A 14,103-nucleotide genomic window follows, 5' to 3' on the forward strand; every position below is an offset into this window, starting at 1 on the left:
CCAACCGTGTATGGACACCAACAAGACAGTCCCGGTGACAGCAACAGCACAGAACACTGCAGGCACGATCCGAGTCCGCTCCACCGACGAAGGCCTCCCGATCGATCTGCGGATCGACCCGCGTGAACTGCGGTTCCCAGCCGCACAACTCGCCGAAGCCATCGTGGCGCTCAATCGCCAGGCAGCGCTCGAAGCGGCGATTCTGCGGCGCGAGCAACTCTCGGCACAGGGCGTTCACAGCGACGTCCTCGACCGGATGGGCATGCCCACCCGCGCCGACCTCCCCGATATCGAACGCGACCACGAAGGTCACGGCCCGCACCCGGCCTTCATCCACCGCCCTCTGTGACCGGCAACCCGGCACCACGAGTCCGAAGGACAGCAGCTCATGAGTGAACAACAGGTCGAGCAGATCGTCGACCGTGTACGCACACAGCTCGGCGCGCTCGAGCACACACTCGACGGACTCCGCACGGTGCGGGGTTCCGCGAAGAACGTGGACGGCAGCATCGTCGCGCACGTCGACGGTCGCGGCGCCTTGACACGCCTGGAACTGGCAGAATCAGTGACCCGGCGCGACGCGGCCGCGCTCGGATCCGAGATCCTCGCGACCGCTCACGAGGCCGCGCGCCGAGCCGGCGCGGAACGTGCCCGTCTGCTCCAAGACCTGCGGAGTGCACTCGCGTGACGCTTTTCTCCCCTCCCCCGCTATATCTTCGACGCCGCAATGGCTAGGCTTCGCGCCATGGCTGGAGACATCGTCCCGATCGAACTCGGTCTCACCCACGGCGACCTCGTCACCTTGTGGGCGCCGAAGTGGCGCGAAGGTGATGACGAGTGGGAGGCCTTCCTCGGCCACGGCGACGACCTGTACGGGTTCCCGTCGGTCGCGCACCTCGTCGCGTTCGTGCGTGCGAACAACGACAACGATCTCGTCGAGCATCCGGCGTGGCCTGTCGTGTCGAAGCTCGCCGCCGTCGAATTCGAGCCCGACGAGGCCCACGCATTCGATCTGGTCGGAGTCCCGGAGCTGGTAGCGGGCGACCTCGACCCGGTCTTCGTCTCGGAGCTCCAGGACACCTTCGACATCGTCAGCATTCTCGGCGACGTGTGCGAGCTCGATGTGGTCACCAAGTTCTTCGAACGGCCCGAAGTGGACACGGTCCTTCGCTACGGTGTCGCGGCGTTCGACGACCGCACCGGCGCGGATCTGTGGAACGAGCTCGGTGCCGCGGTGGTCCAGGATTGGGACGACGTGATCGACGCACTCGACGCGGTCGTCACGACCCCCGACACAGATGAGGCAGCCGTCTCGGAGATCGAATCCGAACTGGTCGCGGTCGACGAGAACGATGTCGAGGCGGACGACGCGGTCGATGATGCCGAGGACGACGAATACGAGTACGTCGACGACGAGGCGGGCGACGACTTCTGGACGTCCGTGGGCATCGATCCCATCAAGATCATCACCAGCGAGGGCACGTGGTTCACGCTGCGGTGCTATCTAGACGATGACGCCGTGTTCCTCGGCTCCGAGGGCTCGATCCTCGTATTCGGGTCCGAACGCGCGCTCGGCCGGTACCTTGCCGACAACCACGACCATGATCTGGCACCGCTGGAGACCTACGAGACCATCAGGCACGCCGCCACCGACGGCTCACTCGAGGTCGCGGTCACCGAGGACAACGTCTACGTGCTCACAGGCATCGCCGACGACATCGTCGAAGGCGTAGCCGCGGTCGATCCCGAGCAGATGGAACTCGCCGTCGAGCTGTTCACCGATGCCGCGAACTATGTCGGCGAGGACGCAACCGACGCCGCCCTTGCCGGGTCCACCGAGCTCGGCTGGTTCGTCAACTACGTGATCGAACCGGATGCAAGCAGGCCCGCGCCGAGCGCCCCGTTCGATGCAGAGGCCGTCGCGTGGCGCGACCTCGAGCGTGAGTTCGAGGCCCATCTACGCAAGCTGTGAGGCTCTCCGCGCGGACCACGCGGGGCGGTACCTACCGGGTGCTCACCCCACGAGCACTGCGTATCCGGGCTTGATCACCTCGTCGATCAGTTCGAGGCGCTGGTCGAACGGGAGGAACGCCGATTTCATCGCGTTGATGGTGAAACGCTCGAGATCCGACCACCCGTAGCCGAACGCCTCGACGAGCCGAGACATCTCCCGCGTCATCGTGGTGTCGCTCATCAGCCGGTTGTCGGTGTTGACGGTCACGCGGAAACGCAGGCGGGCGAGCAGGTCGAAGGGGTGTTCCTCGATCGTTCGCACTGCACCGGTCTGCACGTTGGAACTGGGGCACAGCTCCAACGGAATTCTCTTGTCCCGCACGTAGTTCGCAAGCAGACCGAGGGTTGCCTCGCCATCCGAGCCGACGGTGATGTCGTCGACGATGCGTACGCCATGCCCGAGACGGTCGGTACCGCAGAATGCGACCGCCTCATGGATCGACGGCAGGCCGAACGCCTCACCGGCGTGAATCGTGAAGTGTGCGTTCGCGGCGCGCGTGTACTCGAAAGCATCGAGATGTCTGCTCGGAGGATTTCCGGCCTCTGCCCCCGCGATGTCGAATCCGACGACCCCGCGGTCGCGGTACCGCACGGCCAGTTCGGCGATCTCCCGAGAACGGGCAGCATGCCGCATCGCGGTGAGCAGGCATCCCACCCGAATGCGTCGCCCACTTGCCGCTGCTACTTCCGACTCCCCGGCCCGGAATCCTTCGAGGACATGCTCGACCACACGGTCGAGACTCAGACCCCGCTCGAGATGCTGTTCGGGCGCGAACCGCACCTCGGCGTAGACGACGCCGTCGCCCGCGAGATCGACGACGCATTCCCGCGCGACCCGCTCGAGACCTTCGGGAGTCTGCATCACGGCAACGGTGTGCTCGAAGGTCTCCAGGTAACGTTCGAGCGACCCGCTGTCGGCGGAGTCACGGAACCACGAGGCGAGTCCGTCTGCGGTATCGGCAGGCAGTCGATGACCACACTCCCCGGCGAGTTGAAGGATCGATTCGGGCCGCAGCCCGCCGTCGAGGTGGTCGTGCAGGACCACTTTGGGCGCGATCCGGAGCCGCGCCCCGCTCGGCTGCTCGTTCATGTCTCGGACGGTAGTCGCCTACTCGGTGATCCGCTCGATGACGAGCGGGCGCCGCTCCGGCGGCTCTGTTCCGATCTGCACTCCGTCGCGCAAACTCGTGAGCGCGGTCGGGAACGCCTGTGGCGTGTCGGTATGGAGTGTTGCGATCGGCTGGCCCGCACGGACCGAATCGCCGAGTACCACGTGCAGTTCGACACCCGCGCCTGCCTGCACAGCGCTGCCCTGATGCGTGCGGCCCGCACCGAGCCGCCACGCGCAGAGTCCGACGGCCATGGCATCGAGGCCGATCAGGATCCCGTCCGACTCGGCGTACACGGTCTCGGTGCAGGACGCGGTCGGTAGCGACGCATCGGGGTCACCGCCCTGAGCGACGATCATCGAACGCCAGCGGTCCATCGCAGACCCGTCGCGAAGCCGATCGGCGGGGTCGATATCGTCGACGCCCGCCGCTGCGAGCATGTCGCGGGCGAGCGCGAGCGTCAGTTCGACGACGTCCTCGGGACCACCGCCTGCAAGTACCTCGATCGCCTCGCCCACTTCGAGGGCATTACCCACGGTGCGCCCGAGCGGTGTGTCCATCCGAGTGAGCAGGGCAGTGGTGCTCAGACCGGCATCGGATGCGAGTTCCACCATCGTCCTGGCGAGCTCGCGGGCTTCTCCGAGTTCCTTCATGAACGCCCCGCTGCCGACCTTCACGTCGAGAACGAGTGCTCCCGCGCCTTCGGCGATCTTCTTGCTCATGATCGAACTGGCGATCAGTGGGATCGATTCGACGGTGCCGGTCACGTCGCGCAGCGCGTAGAGCTTCCGGTCGGCAGGCGCCAGATCCGCGCCGGCGGCGCAGACGACGGCCCCGACGGCAGGGTCGGTGAGGATCTCGGCCATCTCGGCGGTGCTCAGCTCGGCACGCCACCCGCGAATCGATTCGAGCTTGTCGAGCGTGCCCCCGGTATGTCCGAGACCGCGACCCGACAGCTGGGGCACCGCCACGCCGCACGCGGCCACCAACGGAGCGAGCGGCAAGGTGATCTTGTCCCCCACCCCACCGGTCGAATGCTTGTCGACAGTACGCAGCCCCAGGCCGGTGAAGTCGAGCCGCCGGCCCGAGTCGATCATCGCCGTTGTCCAGCGCGAAGTCTCGGTGCGACTCATTCCGCGGAAGTAGATGGCCATGGCAAGCGCGGACATCTGCTCGTCGGCGACGATCCCGTGAGTGAACGCTTCTATCACCCAGTCGATTTCGGATCCGGTCAGTTCGAAGCCGTCGCGCTTGCTCCGGATGATCGAGGCGATCTCAGGCATGGCCACCCCCCTCGGGGCCCACCGCGGCGAGGTGCTCGGGACCGAAGGCATCGGGAAGGAGTTCCGACATCGAGCGGGGACCGGTTGTGGTGTCGATGAGCAGACCGGGGCCACCATGCTCGAGAAGGACCTGCCTGCATCGGCCGCATGGCACCAGTATTTCCCCGCGACCGTCGCACACGGCGACCGCTCGAAGACGCCCTCCACCACCGGAGATCAAGTTACCGACGAGTACGCATTCGGCACAAAGACCCAATCCGTGTGAGACATTTTCCACATTGCACCCGCTCACAGTCCGGCCGTCCACAGTGAGAGCCGCAGCCCCCACCGGAAACCTCGAGTAGGGAGCATAGGCACGAGCCATCACCTCATGTGCTTTGGCGCGCAAGGACTTCCAGTCAATTTCCGGCACGGTTTCCCATCCTTCCATGGTGGCCTACGCAACGCTTCGACGCCCCCACCGCCCGTGATCACAGTTGGAAAGGCAAACCTAACTTATGATTTCACCCCCGTACGAATCAGCCGGGAGATTAGTTCCCGGCTTTGCGATGGGTTTAGAGTCGAGCCAAGTCGGTTCAGGTTTCACGTCGGGCCCGGTACTGCGGATTTCCACAGCGAGAGCGGCTCGACGCGTCCACCATTGACGTTGGAGGCACAGCACTCGATGAGCAGCACGACTGAAGCCGCCCCCGCACCGGCGGGGCGCACACGGTCGCTATACCGGGGGGACCCCGGCATGTGGTCCTGGGTTCTACACCGGATCACCGGCGTGGCGACGTTCTTCTTCCTATTCGTCCACGTCCTCGATACCGCACTCGTCCGGGTCAACCCCGAGACCTATGACGCGGTCATCGACACCTACAAGAACCCGATCGTCGGCCTGATGGAGCTCGGCCTGGTGGCCATGGTGCTCTACCACGCTCTCAACGGCTTGCGCGTCATGCTGATCGACTTCTGGTCCAAGGGCCCGAAGTACCAGCGCATGATGCTCTGGACGATCCTGGCGATCTGGTTCGTGGTGATGATCCCCGCGACCATTCGCATCTTCTACAACATGTTTGCGGGGCACTGACATGACCGAAGCGAAGACCCTGGGCACGTCGTACGACCGCCCGGCCAGCCTCGACAATCCGCGGTCTCCGCGTCGCGCAGCGAAGAACAACTTCGAGCTGTACGCGTGGATGTTCATGCGCCTGTCCGGCGTCGCACTGATCATCCTGGTGCTCGGCCACCTGCTGATCATGCTGATGCTCGACGACGGCGTGCACCGCATCAACTTCGCCTTCGTCGCGGGTCGATGGTCCAGCCCGTTCTGGCAGGTTTGGGACCTGTCGATGCTGTGGCTCGCACAGCTGCACGGTGGCAACGGACTGCGCACCGTCATCGCGGACTACGCACGCAAGGACTCCACCCGGTTCTGGCTCAACACGATCCTGGTCGTGTCGATGATCCTGATCATGGGTCTGGGTACCTACGTGATCTTCACCTTCGATCCCAACATCGTTGCGAGCTAGGGGAGCCAAGACTTCATGCAGGAACATCGTTACGACGTGGTCATCGTCGGCGCAGGTGGCGCCGGAATGCGCGCCGCGATCGAAGCAGGCCCCCGGGCCCGCACCGCGGTTCTGACCAAGCTCTACCCCACTCGCAGCCACACCGGCGCCGCACAGGGTGGCATGTGTGCTGCCCTGGCGAACGTCGAGGAAGACAACTGGGAGTGGCACACATTCGACACCGTCAAGGGCGGCGACTACCTCGCCGACCAGGACGCTGTCGAGATCATGGCGAAGGAAGCCATCGACGCGGTCCTCGACCTCGAGAAGATGGGCCTTCCGTTCAACCGCACGCCCGAGGGCAAGATCGACCAGCGTCGATTCGGTGGCCACACCCGTGACCACGGCAAGGCCCCGGTCCGTCGTGCGTGCTACGCAGCCGACCGCACAGGACACATGATCCTGCAGACGCTGTACCAGAACTGCGTCAAGCACGACGTCGAGTTCTTCAACGAGTTCTACGCGCTCGACATCTCTCTGACGGAGACCCCGGACGGGCCCGTCGCGACCGGCGTGATCGCGTACGAACTCGCCACCGGTGAGATCCACGTCTTCCACGCGAAGTCGATCGTGTTCGCGACCGGCGGTTCAGGCCGCATGTACAAGACGACGTCCAATGCCCACACCCTCACCGGTGACGGCCTCGGCATCATCTTCCGCAAGGGCCTGCCGCTCGAGGACATGGAATTCCACCAGTTCCATCCGACAGGACTCGCGGGCCTGGGCATCCTGATCTCCGAAGCCGTCCGCGGTGAAGGTGGCATCCTCCGTAACGCCGATGGCGAACGCTTCATGGAGCGCTACGCCCCCACCATCAAGGACCTCGCACCCCGCGACATCGTCGCGCGCTCGATGGTGCTCGAGGTACTCGAAGGCCGCGGCGCCGGGCCGAACAAGGATTATGTCTACATCGACGTGACCCACCTCGGCGAGGAGGTGCTCGAGGAGAAGCTTCCCGACATCACCGAGTTCGCACGGACCTACCTCGGCGTCGACCCCGTCACCGAGCTCGTTCCGGTGTACCCGACCTGCCACTACGTCATGGGTGGTATCCCCACCAACGTCCAGGGCGAGGTCCTGCGCAACAACGACGAGATCGTCAGGGGTCTGTACGCGGCCGGCGAATGCGCATGCGTGTCGGTGCACGGCGCCAACCGTCTCGGCACCAACTCGCTGCTCGATATCAACGTGTTCGGTCGTCGCGCCGGAATCGCTGCCGCCGAATACGCGAACAGCTCCGAGCACGTGGATCTGCCTGAGAACCCCACGAAGTACGTCGACGACTGGCTCGACCTCATCCTGCACCAGGGTGGCAGTGAGCGCGTCGCCGATATCCGCCGCGACCTCCAGCAGTCGATGGACAACAACGCATCGGTGTTCCGCACCGAGGAGACGCTGACACAGGCGCTCAATGATGTCCATGAGCTGAAGAAGCGCTACAAGGAGATCACCGTCCACGACAAGGGCAAGCGCTACAACAGCGACCTGCTCGAGGCCCTCGAGCTCGGCTTCCTGCTCGAAATGGCCGAGGTGACCGTCGTCGGTGCCCTCAACCGCAAGGAATCGCGCGGCGGTCACGCCCGCGAGGACTACCCCGACCGGGACGACGCGACCTACATGAAGCACACCATGGCTTACAAGGTGGGCGAGGACCTGATCTCCGACATCCGCCTGGACTACAAGCCGGTGGTCCAGACCCGGTACGAGCCCATGGAGCGTAAGTACTGATGACAACTATCGAGAAGAACGACAGCGTCTCCGCGTCCGAGCTGCCTCCCGTGCCCGAGGGCGCGACCATGATCACGCTCAAGATCGCCCGGTTCAACCCGGAGGACGGCAAGGGCCAGCACTGGGACTCCTTCCAGGTTCCCGCGCTTCCCACCGACCGCATGCTCAACCTGCTGCTGTACGTGAAGGGCTACCTCGACGGCACCCTCACGTTCCGGCGCAGCTGTGCACACGGTGTGTGCGGGTCCGACGCGATGCGGATCAACGGCGTCAACCGCCTGGCCTGCAAGATCCTCATGAAGGACATGCTGCCCAAGGACGGCAAGCCGGTCACCATCACGATCGAGCCCATCCGCGGCCTGCCCGTCGAGAAGGATCTCATCGTCGACATGGAACCGTTCTTCGACGCGTTCCGTGCCGTCAAGCCGTTCCTCATCGCGACCGGCAACGAGCCGACCCGCGAGCGCATCCAGTCACAGCACGACCGCGCACGTTTCGACGACACCACCAAGTGCATCCTGTGCGCTTGCTGCACCACCTCGTGCCCGGTGTACTGGAGCGACGGCAGCTACTTCGGTCCCGCTGCCATTGTCAACGCTCACCGGTTCATCTTCGACTCGCGTGACGAAGGTGCCGCCGAGCGGCTGGACATCCTCAACGACAAGGAAGGCGTGTGGCGCTGCCGCACCACCTTCAACTGCACCGACGCATGCCCTCGCGGCATCCAGGTGACGAAGGCGATCCAGGAAGTCAAGCGCGCGCTGATGTTTGCACGCTGACAGCAGACCACCACTGCAGCCCCGACGAAGGCCCGCACACTCGTGTGCGGGCCTTCGCTGTATCTGAAACCATGTCCTCTCAGCCGGGAACGACTACGCCTCGGCCGAGGATGGTGCCCTCACGCAACCTCCGGTACGCCTCTGGACCTTCGTCGAGGGTGAAAGTCTCGGTGTGGATGTCGAGCCTGCCGGCTCGCGCGAGGGCGATCACCTCCATCAGTTCAGTACGTGACCCCCAGTACGGGGTCACGACGGAGGCACCGAACGGAACGAGGAAGAAACCGACCTTCGCGTGGGCGCCGGAGTGGATTCCGACGATCGAGATGTGACCGTCGATCGCCACGACCTGCTGGGCCATGTCGATCGTCGCCTGGGCTCCGACGAAATCGAACACCGCGGTCGCGCCCTGCCCACCGGTGAGGTCGCGGATCGCAGCGGCCGCTCCCGCATCGGATCGGATCGCGGCATCGGCGCCGACGGTGCGGGCCAGTGCGAGCCGGTCGTCGTCGAGATCGACCGCGACGACCCGGGCCGCGCTGATCGCCCGCAGGATCTGGATACCGACGTGACCGAGTCCGCCGACACCGACCACCACCGCGGTGGACCCGGGTCCGAGGAGCGGCAGCACCCGGTTGATCGCGTGATACGGGGTCAGACCCGCGTCGGTCAGCGGCGCCGCGGTGACCGGGTCGAGATCACCGATGGGCACGAGGTGCCGGGTCGAATCGACGATCATGTATTCGGCCATGGATCCGGGGAAACCGAGCCCCGGCGGGGTGATCCCGAGGTCCGAAGCACGGGCGCAGTAGTTCTCGCGGCCGCGGGCACACGCATGGCAGTCACCGCACCCCCACGGCCCGTACACGGCGACCGCATCGCCGACCGCGAGGTTGCCGACTCCTGCACCCAGTTCGGCGACGGTACCGGCTCCCTCGTGGCCGAGGGTCAGCGGCAGCCCGTATCCGTAGGCATCGGTGGGGAGATCCATTACGAAGATGTCGGAGTGGCACAGGCCCGCAGCGGTGACCTTCAGCAAAACCTCGCCGGGACCAGGGGAAGGCGTGGGAATCTCTACGACGACCGGTTCCGCACCGATCTCGGTGTACTGGACGGCTTTCATGGTTTCGACGGTACGGCCGATCGGCAGCGGTGGCAGGTGATCTCACCGAATCGACCGGCCCTGTTCATCGAAGCGGTGCGTAGGCAGTCGGGGCCGCAGACCTGAATCCGGCGCCTAACCGCGCGAACGCCGGTTCCGGACCCGCGATCCGAGCAGTGCGCCACCGAGGACACCGGCCCCCACCAGCGCGATCCCGCCGCGCACCCCTGTCCCCTCGTTGACCTGTACACGCGGGGTGATGATCGCGGAATCCGGCGCCGGGACATACGCGAGTGCCAAGTTCGCCTTCGTCGACGCGGCGAATGCGGTGCAGAACAACACCAGTCGCGCAGTGATGTTTCCGAAAACCAGGATGCCGAGTATCGGACCGAACGCGACACCTGCGGGGCCCTGGAGAACACTCTCGAGGTAGATCGAGCCGGCCTGTTTGAGGATTTCGAAGCCGATTCCCGCGATCACACCGCCGAGGATCGCGCTGCGGAAGGTGACCGGCTCACGGGGCAGCCGGGCGATGACCCACGTGAACACCGCACTCGTGGCAGTGACCGCAATGAGAAGAGCGACGATACGCAGAAGCACACCCACACCGACGATGTTCTCGATGTTCAGCAGTTCCACGATCCACCGCATCACCGGCCCGCTGCTGACCGCGGACAATCCCAACGACACGACCATCGCCAAACCCAGGCTGATCAACGCACCGCCGTCCTTGAGCTTGACGACGAGAAAGTTCCCCTTCTCGCGCGGATGGTCCCACATCGCGGTGAGGGCATCCCGCAGGTTCGCCATCCAGCCCAGGCCGGCGTACGACGCGGTGATCAGACCGATGACCCCCACCGCGCCGCGGGAATCGATCGCGGAATCGATGATTCCCTGGACGGTGCCACCGAGTTCACCCGGAATGTTCTCGGTGATCGCCGCGCTTATCTGCTCGAGCATCTCGGGCCGACCGGCAAGGACGAAACCGGCTATCGAGAACCCGACCATGATGACCGGAACGATCGCAAGAACCGTGAAGTAGGTCAGGCCCGCAGCGTAATAGTCGCCCTTGTTCTCCTGATACCGCACACCGGACCGCACCAGATGGTCGAGCCACGGTCGGGCCGCACGCTGACGCTCGAGAAAACTCGGCTTCTTGTCGCCGTCCGGCTCACCGACCATCTGGGTCTCCTTACGGGTCAATTCCGGGGTAGGAATCCCACCTTGTCATAGACCTGCGTCAGCGTCCGGGAAGCGACCTCGCGTGCCCGCTCCGCTCCGTTCGACAGGATTCGGAGCAGTTCCGCTTCGTCTGCGAGGTACTCATCCACCTTCGCGCGCAGCGGAGTCACGAACTCGGTGAGGACCTCGGCGGTGTCCCCCTTCAGATCGCCGTAGCCCTTGCCGTCGTACCCGGCGACGAGTTCGTCGACCGAGCGGCCCGACAGTGCTGATTGGATGGTGAGCAGGTTGCTCACGCCCGGCTTGTTCTCCGGGTCGAATCGGATCTCACGGTCGTTGTCGGTCACCGCCGACTTGATCTTCTTCGCCGAGATCTTCGGGTCGTCGAGCAGATTGATCAGGCCGGCGTCGGTGGCCGCCGACTTGCTCATCTTCGACGTCGGGTCCTGCAGGTCGTAGATCTTGGCTGTGCCCTTGACGATCTGAGGCTCCGGAACGACGAAGGTCTTTCCGAACCGCTTGTTGAAACGCTGCGCGAGGTCGCGGGTGAGCTCGAGGTGCTGGCGCTGGTCCTCACCGACGGGGACCTTGTGGGCGCGGTAGAGAAGGATGTCCGCGGCCATGAGCACCGGATAGGTGAACAGGCCGACGCTCGCATGATCGGACCCCTGCTTGGCCGACTTGTCCTTGAACTGCGTCATGCGGCTCGCTTCACCGAAACCGGTGAGGCAGTTGAGCACCCAGGACAACTCGGCATGCTCGGGAACCTGGCTCTGCACGAACAGCACGGAGCGCTCCGGATCGATCCCGATCGCAAGCAGCTGCGCTGCGGCAACGAGGACCCGCTGCCGCAGCTCCTTCGGTTTCTGCGGCACCGTGATGGCGTGCAGGTCGGGGATGAAGTAGAAGGCGTCGTTCTCGTCCTGCGCCGGAACCCACTGCTGCAACGCCCCCAGAAAGTTCCCGAGGTGGAACGAATCCGAGGTGGGCTGGATGCCCGAGAGCACCCGGGGCCTGGCGGCCGGCCGGGAGTCCTGCGCTGTGGTGTTCTGATCTGGCGTCGACATGGCCTCGATACTTTCACGCACCGGATCCGGCCGCCGCAGGAGGTGTCAGTGGAATCGGACGGTCACCGGCGCATGATCGGACCAGCGTTCCGCATACGTCGCGGCGCGTTCGACCCGGGCGTCGACGACCCGCTCCGCCAGCGCGGGCGTCACGAGGTGGTAGTCGATGCGCCAGCCGGCGTCGGTGTCGAAGGCCTTACCGCGGTAGGACCACCAGGAGTAGGGGCCTGCGACGTCGCCGTGGACGTCACGCACGACGTCGTGCCATCGGCCGGTGGCGAGCAGATCGCCCACCCAGTCGCGTTCTTCGGGCAGGAAGCCCGATTTCTTGACGTTGCCCTTCCAGTTCTTGATGTCGCGCTCGGTGTGGGCGATGTTCCAGTCGCCGCACACCACCATGTCCCGACCGGCCGAAACGACGTCGGAGGCGCGCTCTCCCAGATACGCGGAAAAACCCTTCATGAAGCGTTCTTTGTCGTCCTGCTTCGGGGTTCCGGCTTCCCCAGTGGGCAGGTAGAGGCTGCCGACCGTCACGGCCCCGAAATCCGCCTCGATGTAGCGGCCCGAGTCGACGTACTCGTCGACGTCGAAACCCACGCGGACGGCGTCCGCCGGCGTGCGCGAGAGGATCGCAACCCCCGCGCGTCCCTTCGCGGACGCCTCTGATCCCGTGACATGCCAACCGGCGTCCAGGGCGGGCGCGATCGCGGCGTGGAACTGCTTCTCGGTCGCGCGTACTTCCTGGAGGCAGACGATGTCGGCAGCGGAGGTTTCGAGCCAGGCCAGCAGGCCCTTTCCTGCCGCAGCGCGCACGCCGTTGACATTCACGGTGGTGATGGTGAGGGACACGCCGCACACCGTATCCGACTCCACAGACAGAGCGGAAAGCACGGGATGTCCCCGATGGGGCGGCCCGTCTCGTCGCGCGTACTGCTCGTCGACGCGTCGGTTCTCGACGCGGCAACGCTACTGCGAGGCGCGGGCCTTCTGCAGGTTCTCGTCGAGCGTGCCGAGGAACTCCTCGGTGGTCAGCCACGATTGTTCGGGACCGACGAGCAGTGCAAGGTCTTTGGTCATGCTGCCTGCCTCGACGGTCTTGATGACGACGTCCTCGAGTGCCTGCGCGAACTCGATCACCTCGAATGTGCTGTCGAGTTTGCCGCGGTGCTCGAGACCGCGTGTCCACGCGAAGATCGACGCAATGGGATTGGTCGATGTCGGCTTGCCCTGCTGATGTTGCCGGTAGTGCCGGGTGACGGTGCCGTGTGCGGCCTCCGCTTCGACGGTCCTGCCGTCCGGAGTCATCAACACGGAAGTCATGAGTCCGAGCGAGCCGTAGCCCTGCGCAACAGTGTCGGACTGGACGTCACCGTCGTAGTTCTTGCAGGCCCAGACGTAGCCGCCTTCCCACTTGAGGGACGACGCCACCATGTCGTCGATCAGGCGGTGCTCGTAGGTCAGTCCGGCAGCGTCGAATTCCGCCTTGAACTCGTCCTCGTAGATCCGCTGGAACTCGTCCTTGAACATGCCGTCGTAGGCCTTGAGGATCGTGTTCTTGGTGGACAGGTATACCGGGTAGTTGCGCTGCAGACCGTAGGACAGCGAGGCGCGTGCGAAGTCCTGGATGGATTTCTTGTAGTTGTACATACCCATGACGACGCCGCCGTCCTCGGGGATCCTGCACACCTCGTGCTCGATCGGTTCGGAACCGTCGTCCGGCGTGTAGGTGATGGTGACGGTGCCTGCGCCGGGGACCTTGAAGTCTGTGGCACGGTACTGGTCGCCGAATGCGTGACGGCCGACGATGACCGGCTTCGTCCAACCCGGAACCAACCTGGGCACGTTGGAGATGATGATGGGTGCACGGAAGATGGTGCCGCCGAGGATGTTACGAATAGTGCCGTTGGGTGACCGCCACATCTTCTTCAGGCCGAACTCCTCGACCCGCGCCTCGTCCGGGGTGATGGTCGCGCACTTGACACCGACGCCGTGCTTCTTGATGGCGTTCGCGGAATCGATGGTGACCTGGTCGTCGGTCGCATCACGGTTCTCGATGCCGAGGTCGTAGTACTCGAGATCCACATCCAGATAGGGATGAATGAGCTTGTCTTTGATGAACTGCCAGATGATGCGCGTCATCTCGTCGCCGTCGAGTTCGACGACCTTACCCTCAACCTTGATCTTGGACATACGCGGTTCGTGTCCTCCTTGGACGGCAGTCGAGTCCCCGAGCGGCCGCACTTCCGGAATGCGACCGCCTTCAGCTCAGGCGTCTGAGCATGGCTCCGCA

15 protein-coding genes are annotated in these 14,103 nt (G+C 64.8%); 7 read left to right on the forward strand and 8 right to left on the reverse strand.

Going from position 1 to position 14,103, the window contains the following annotated elements; all coding sequences use genetic code 11:
• Positions 1 to 34: 34 nt before the first annotated feature.
• The 3 genes from ACSYG9_RS00910 to ACSYG9_RS00920 are packed head-to-tail and all read left to right on the forward strand — an operon-like array spanning position 35 to position 1,972.
• Entirely contained in the window at positions 35 to 349 is a 315-nt protein-coding gene (locus tag ACSYG9_RS00910; RefSeq protein ID WP_454840754.1) for a hypothetical protein, read from the forward strand.
• A gap of 39 nt (positions 350 to 388) precedes the next feature.
• Positions 389 to 688: a YbaB/EbfC family nucleoid-associated protein gene (locus tag ACSYG9_RS00915; protein ID WP_440125430.1), complete on the forward strand. Its 300-nt coding sequence runs from the start codon at positions 389 to 391 to the stop codon at positions 686 to 688.
• Positions 689 to 745: 57 nt separating this feature from the next.
• Positions 746 to 1,972: a primosomal protein gene (locus ACSYG9_RS00920; protein ID WP_454840757.1), complete on the forward strand. Its 1,227-nt coding sequence runs from the start codon at positions 746 to 748 to the stop codon at positions 1,970 to 1,972.
• Positions 1,973 to 2,014: 42 nt separating this feature from the next.
• Here the strand turns inward: ACSYG9_RS00920 and ACSYG9_RS00925 are convergent, their stop codons facing one another.
• Genes ACSYG9_RS00925 through ACSYG9_RS00935 form a run of 3 tightly spaced genes read right to left on the reverse strand, consistent with a single transcriptional unit; the run spans position 2,015 to position 4,769 of the window.
• Entirely contained in the window at positions 2,015 to 3,103 is a 1,089-nt protein-coding gene (locus tag ACSYG9_RS00925) for an adenosine deaminase (protein ID WP_440125433.1), read from the reverse strand.
• Between the two features lie 18 nt (positions 3,104 to 3,121).
• Positions 3,122 to 4,405 carry a thymidine phosphorylase gene (locus ACSYG9_RS00930; protein WP_454840759.1) on the reverse strand — a complete coding sequence of 428 codons (1,284 nt, stop codon included), beginning with the start codon at positions 4,403 to 4,405 and terminating at the stop codon, positions 3,122 to 3,124.
• Entirely contained in the window at positions 4,398 to 4,769 is a 372-nt protein-coding gene (locus ACSYG9_RS00935; protein ID WP_440127493.1) for a cytidine deaminase, read from the reverse strand. Before ACSYG9_RS00935 ends, ACSYG9_RS00930 begins: the two co-directional genes overlap by 8 nt.
• A gap of 372 nt (positions 4,770 to 5,141) precedes the next feature.
• Between ACSYG9_RS00935 and sdhC the strand changes: the two genes are divergently transcribed.
• From sdhC to ACSYG9_RS00955, 4 genes are read left to right on the forward strand one after another with little or no spacing between them, the layout of a single operon-like run.
• Positions 5,142 to 5,477 (forward strand): succinate dehydrogenase, cytochrome b556 subunit, encoded by a 336-nt coding sequence (gene sdhC / locus ACSYG9_RS00940; protein ID WP_454840761.1) that lies wholly within the window; start codon positions 5,142 to 5,144, stop codon positions 5,475 to 5,477.
• Position 5,478: 1 nt separating this feature from the next.
• A complete protein-coding gene (locus tag ACSYG9_RS00945) occupies positions 5,479 to 5,919 on the forward strand; it encodes a succinate dehydrogenase hydrophobic membrane anchor subunit (protein ID WP_440125436.1) in 441 nt (146 codons plus the stop codon).
• A 15-nt stretch (positions 5,920 to 5,934) separates the two neighbouring features.
• Positions 5,935 to 7,686 carry a succinate dehydrogenase flavoprotein subunit gene (gene sdhA, locus ACSYG9_RS00950; RefSeq protein WP_454840763.1) on the forward strand — a complete coding sequence of 584 codons (1,752 nt, stop codon included), beginning with the start codon at positions 5,935 to 5,937 and terminating at the stop codon, positions 7,684 to 7,686.
• Positions 7,686 to 8,465, forward strand: a complete 780-nt coding sequence (locus ACSYG9_RS00955; protein ID WP_440125438.1) for a succinate dehydrogenase iron-sulfur subunit — start codon at positions 7,686 to 7,688, stop codon at positions 8,463 to 8,465. The genes sdhA and ACSYG9_RS00955 overlap by 1 nt, the downstream gene beginning before the upstream one ends.
• A gap of 79 nt (positions 8,466 to 8,544) precedes the next feature.
• On the opposite strand, the gene ACSYG9_RS00960 is transcribed toward ACSYG9_RS00955, so the two are convergent.
• The 5 genes from ACSYG9_RS00960 to ACSYG9_RS00980 all read right to left on the reverse strand — a co-directional run bounded on the left by ACSYG9_RS00960 (position 8,545) and on the right by ACSYG9_RS00980 (position 14,003).
• Positions 8,545 to 9,585, reverse strand: coding sequence for an NAD(P)-dependent alcohol dehydrogenase (locus ACSYG9_RS00960; protein WP_440125440.1), 1,041 nt, complete (start codon positions 9,583 to 9,585; stop codon positions 8,545 to 8,547).
• Between the two features lie 114 nt (positions 9,586 to 9,699).
• Positions 9,700 to 10,746, reverse strand: coding sequence for an inner membrane protein YhjD (gene yhjD, locus ACSYG9_RS00965; RefSeq protein WP_440125441.1), 1,047 nt, complete (start codon positions 10,744 to 10,746; stop codon positions 9,700 to 9,702).
• A 17-nt stretch (positions 10,747 to 10,763) separates the two neighbouring features.
• A complete protein-coding gene (gene trpS / locus ACSYG9_RS00970; RefSeq protein ID WP_440125442.1) occupies positions 10,764 to 11,813 on the reverse strand; it encodes a tryptophan--tRNA ligase in 1,050 nt (349 codons plus the stop codon).
• Between the two features lie 45 nt (positions 11,814 to 11,858).
• Entirely contained in the window at positions 11,859 to 12,662 is an 804-nt protein-coding gene (locus ACSYG9_RS00975) for an exodeoxyribonuclease III (RefSeq protein ID WP_440125443.1), read from the reverse strand.
• A gap of 117 nt (positions 12,663 to 12,779) precedes the next feature.
• The gene (locus ACSYG9_RS00980; protein ID WP_440125444.1) at positions 12,780 to 14,003 is read right to left on the reverse strand and encodes an NADP-dependent isocitrate dehydrogenase; all 1,224 of its coding nucleotides are present in this window, start codon (positions 14,001 to 14,003) and stop codon (positions 12,780 to 12,782) included.
• Positions 14,004 to 14,103: the final 100 nt, after the last annotated feature.

Source organism: Rhodococcus sp. SJ-2 (assembly GCF_053750035.1).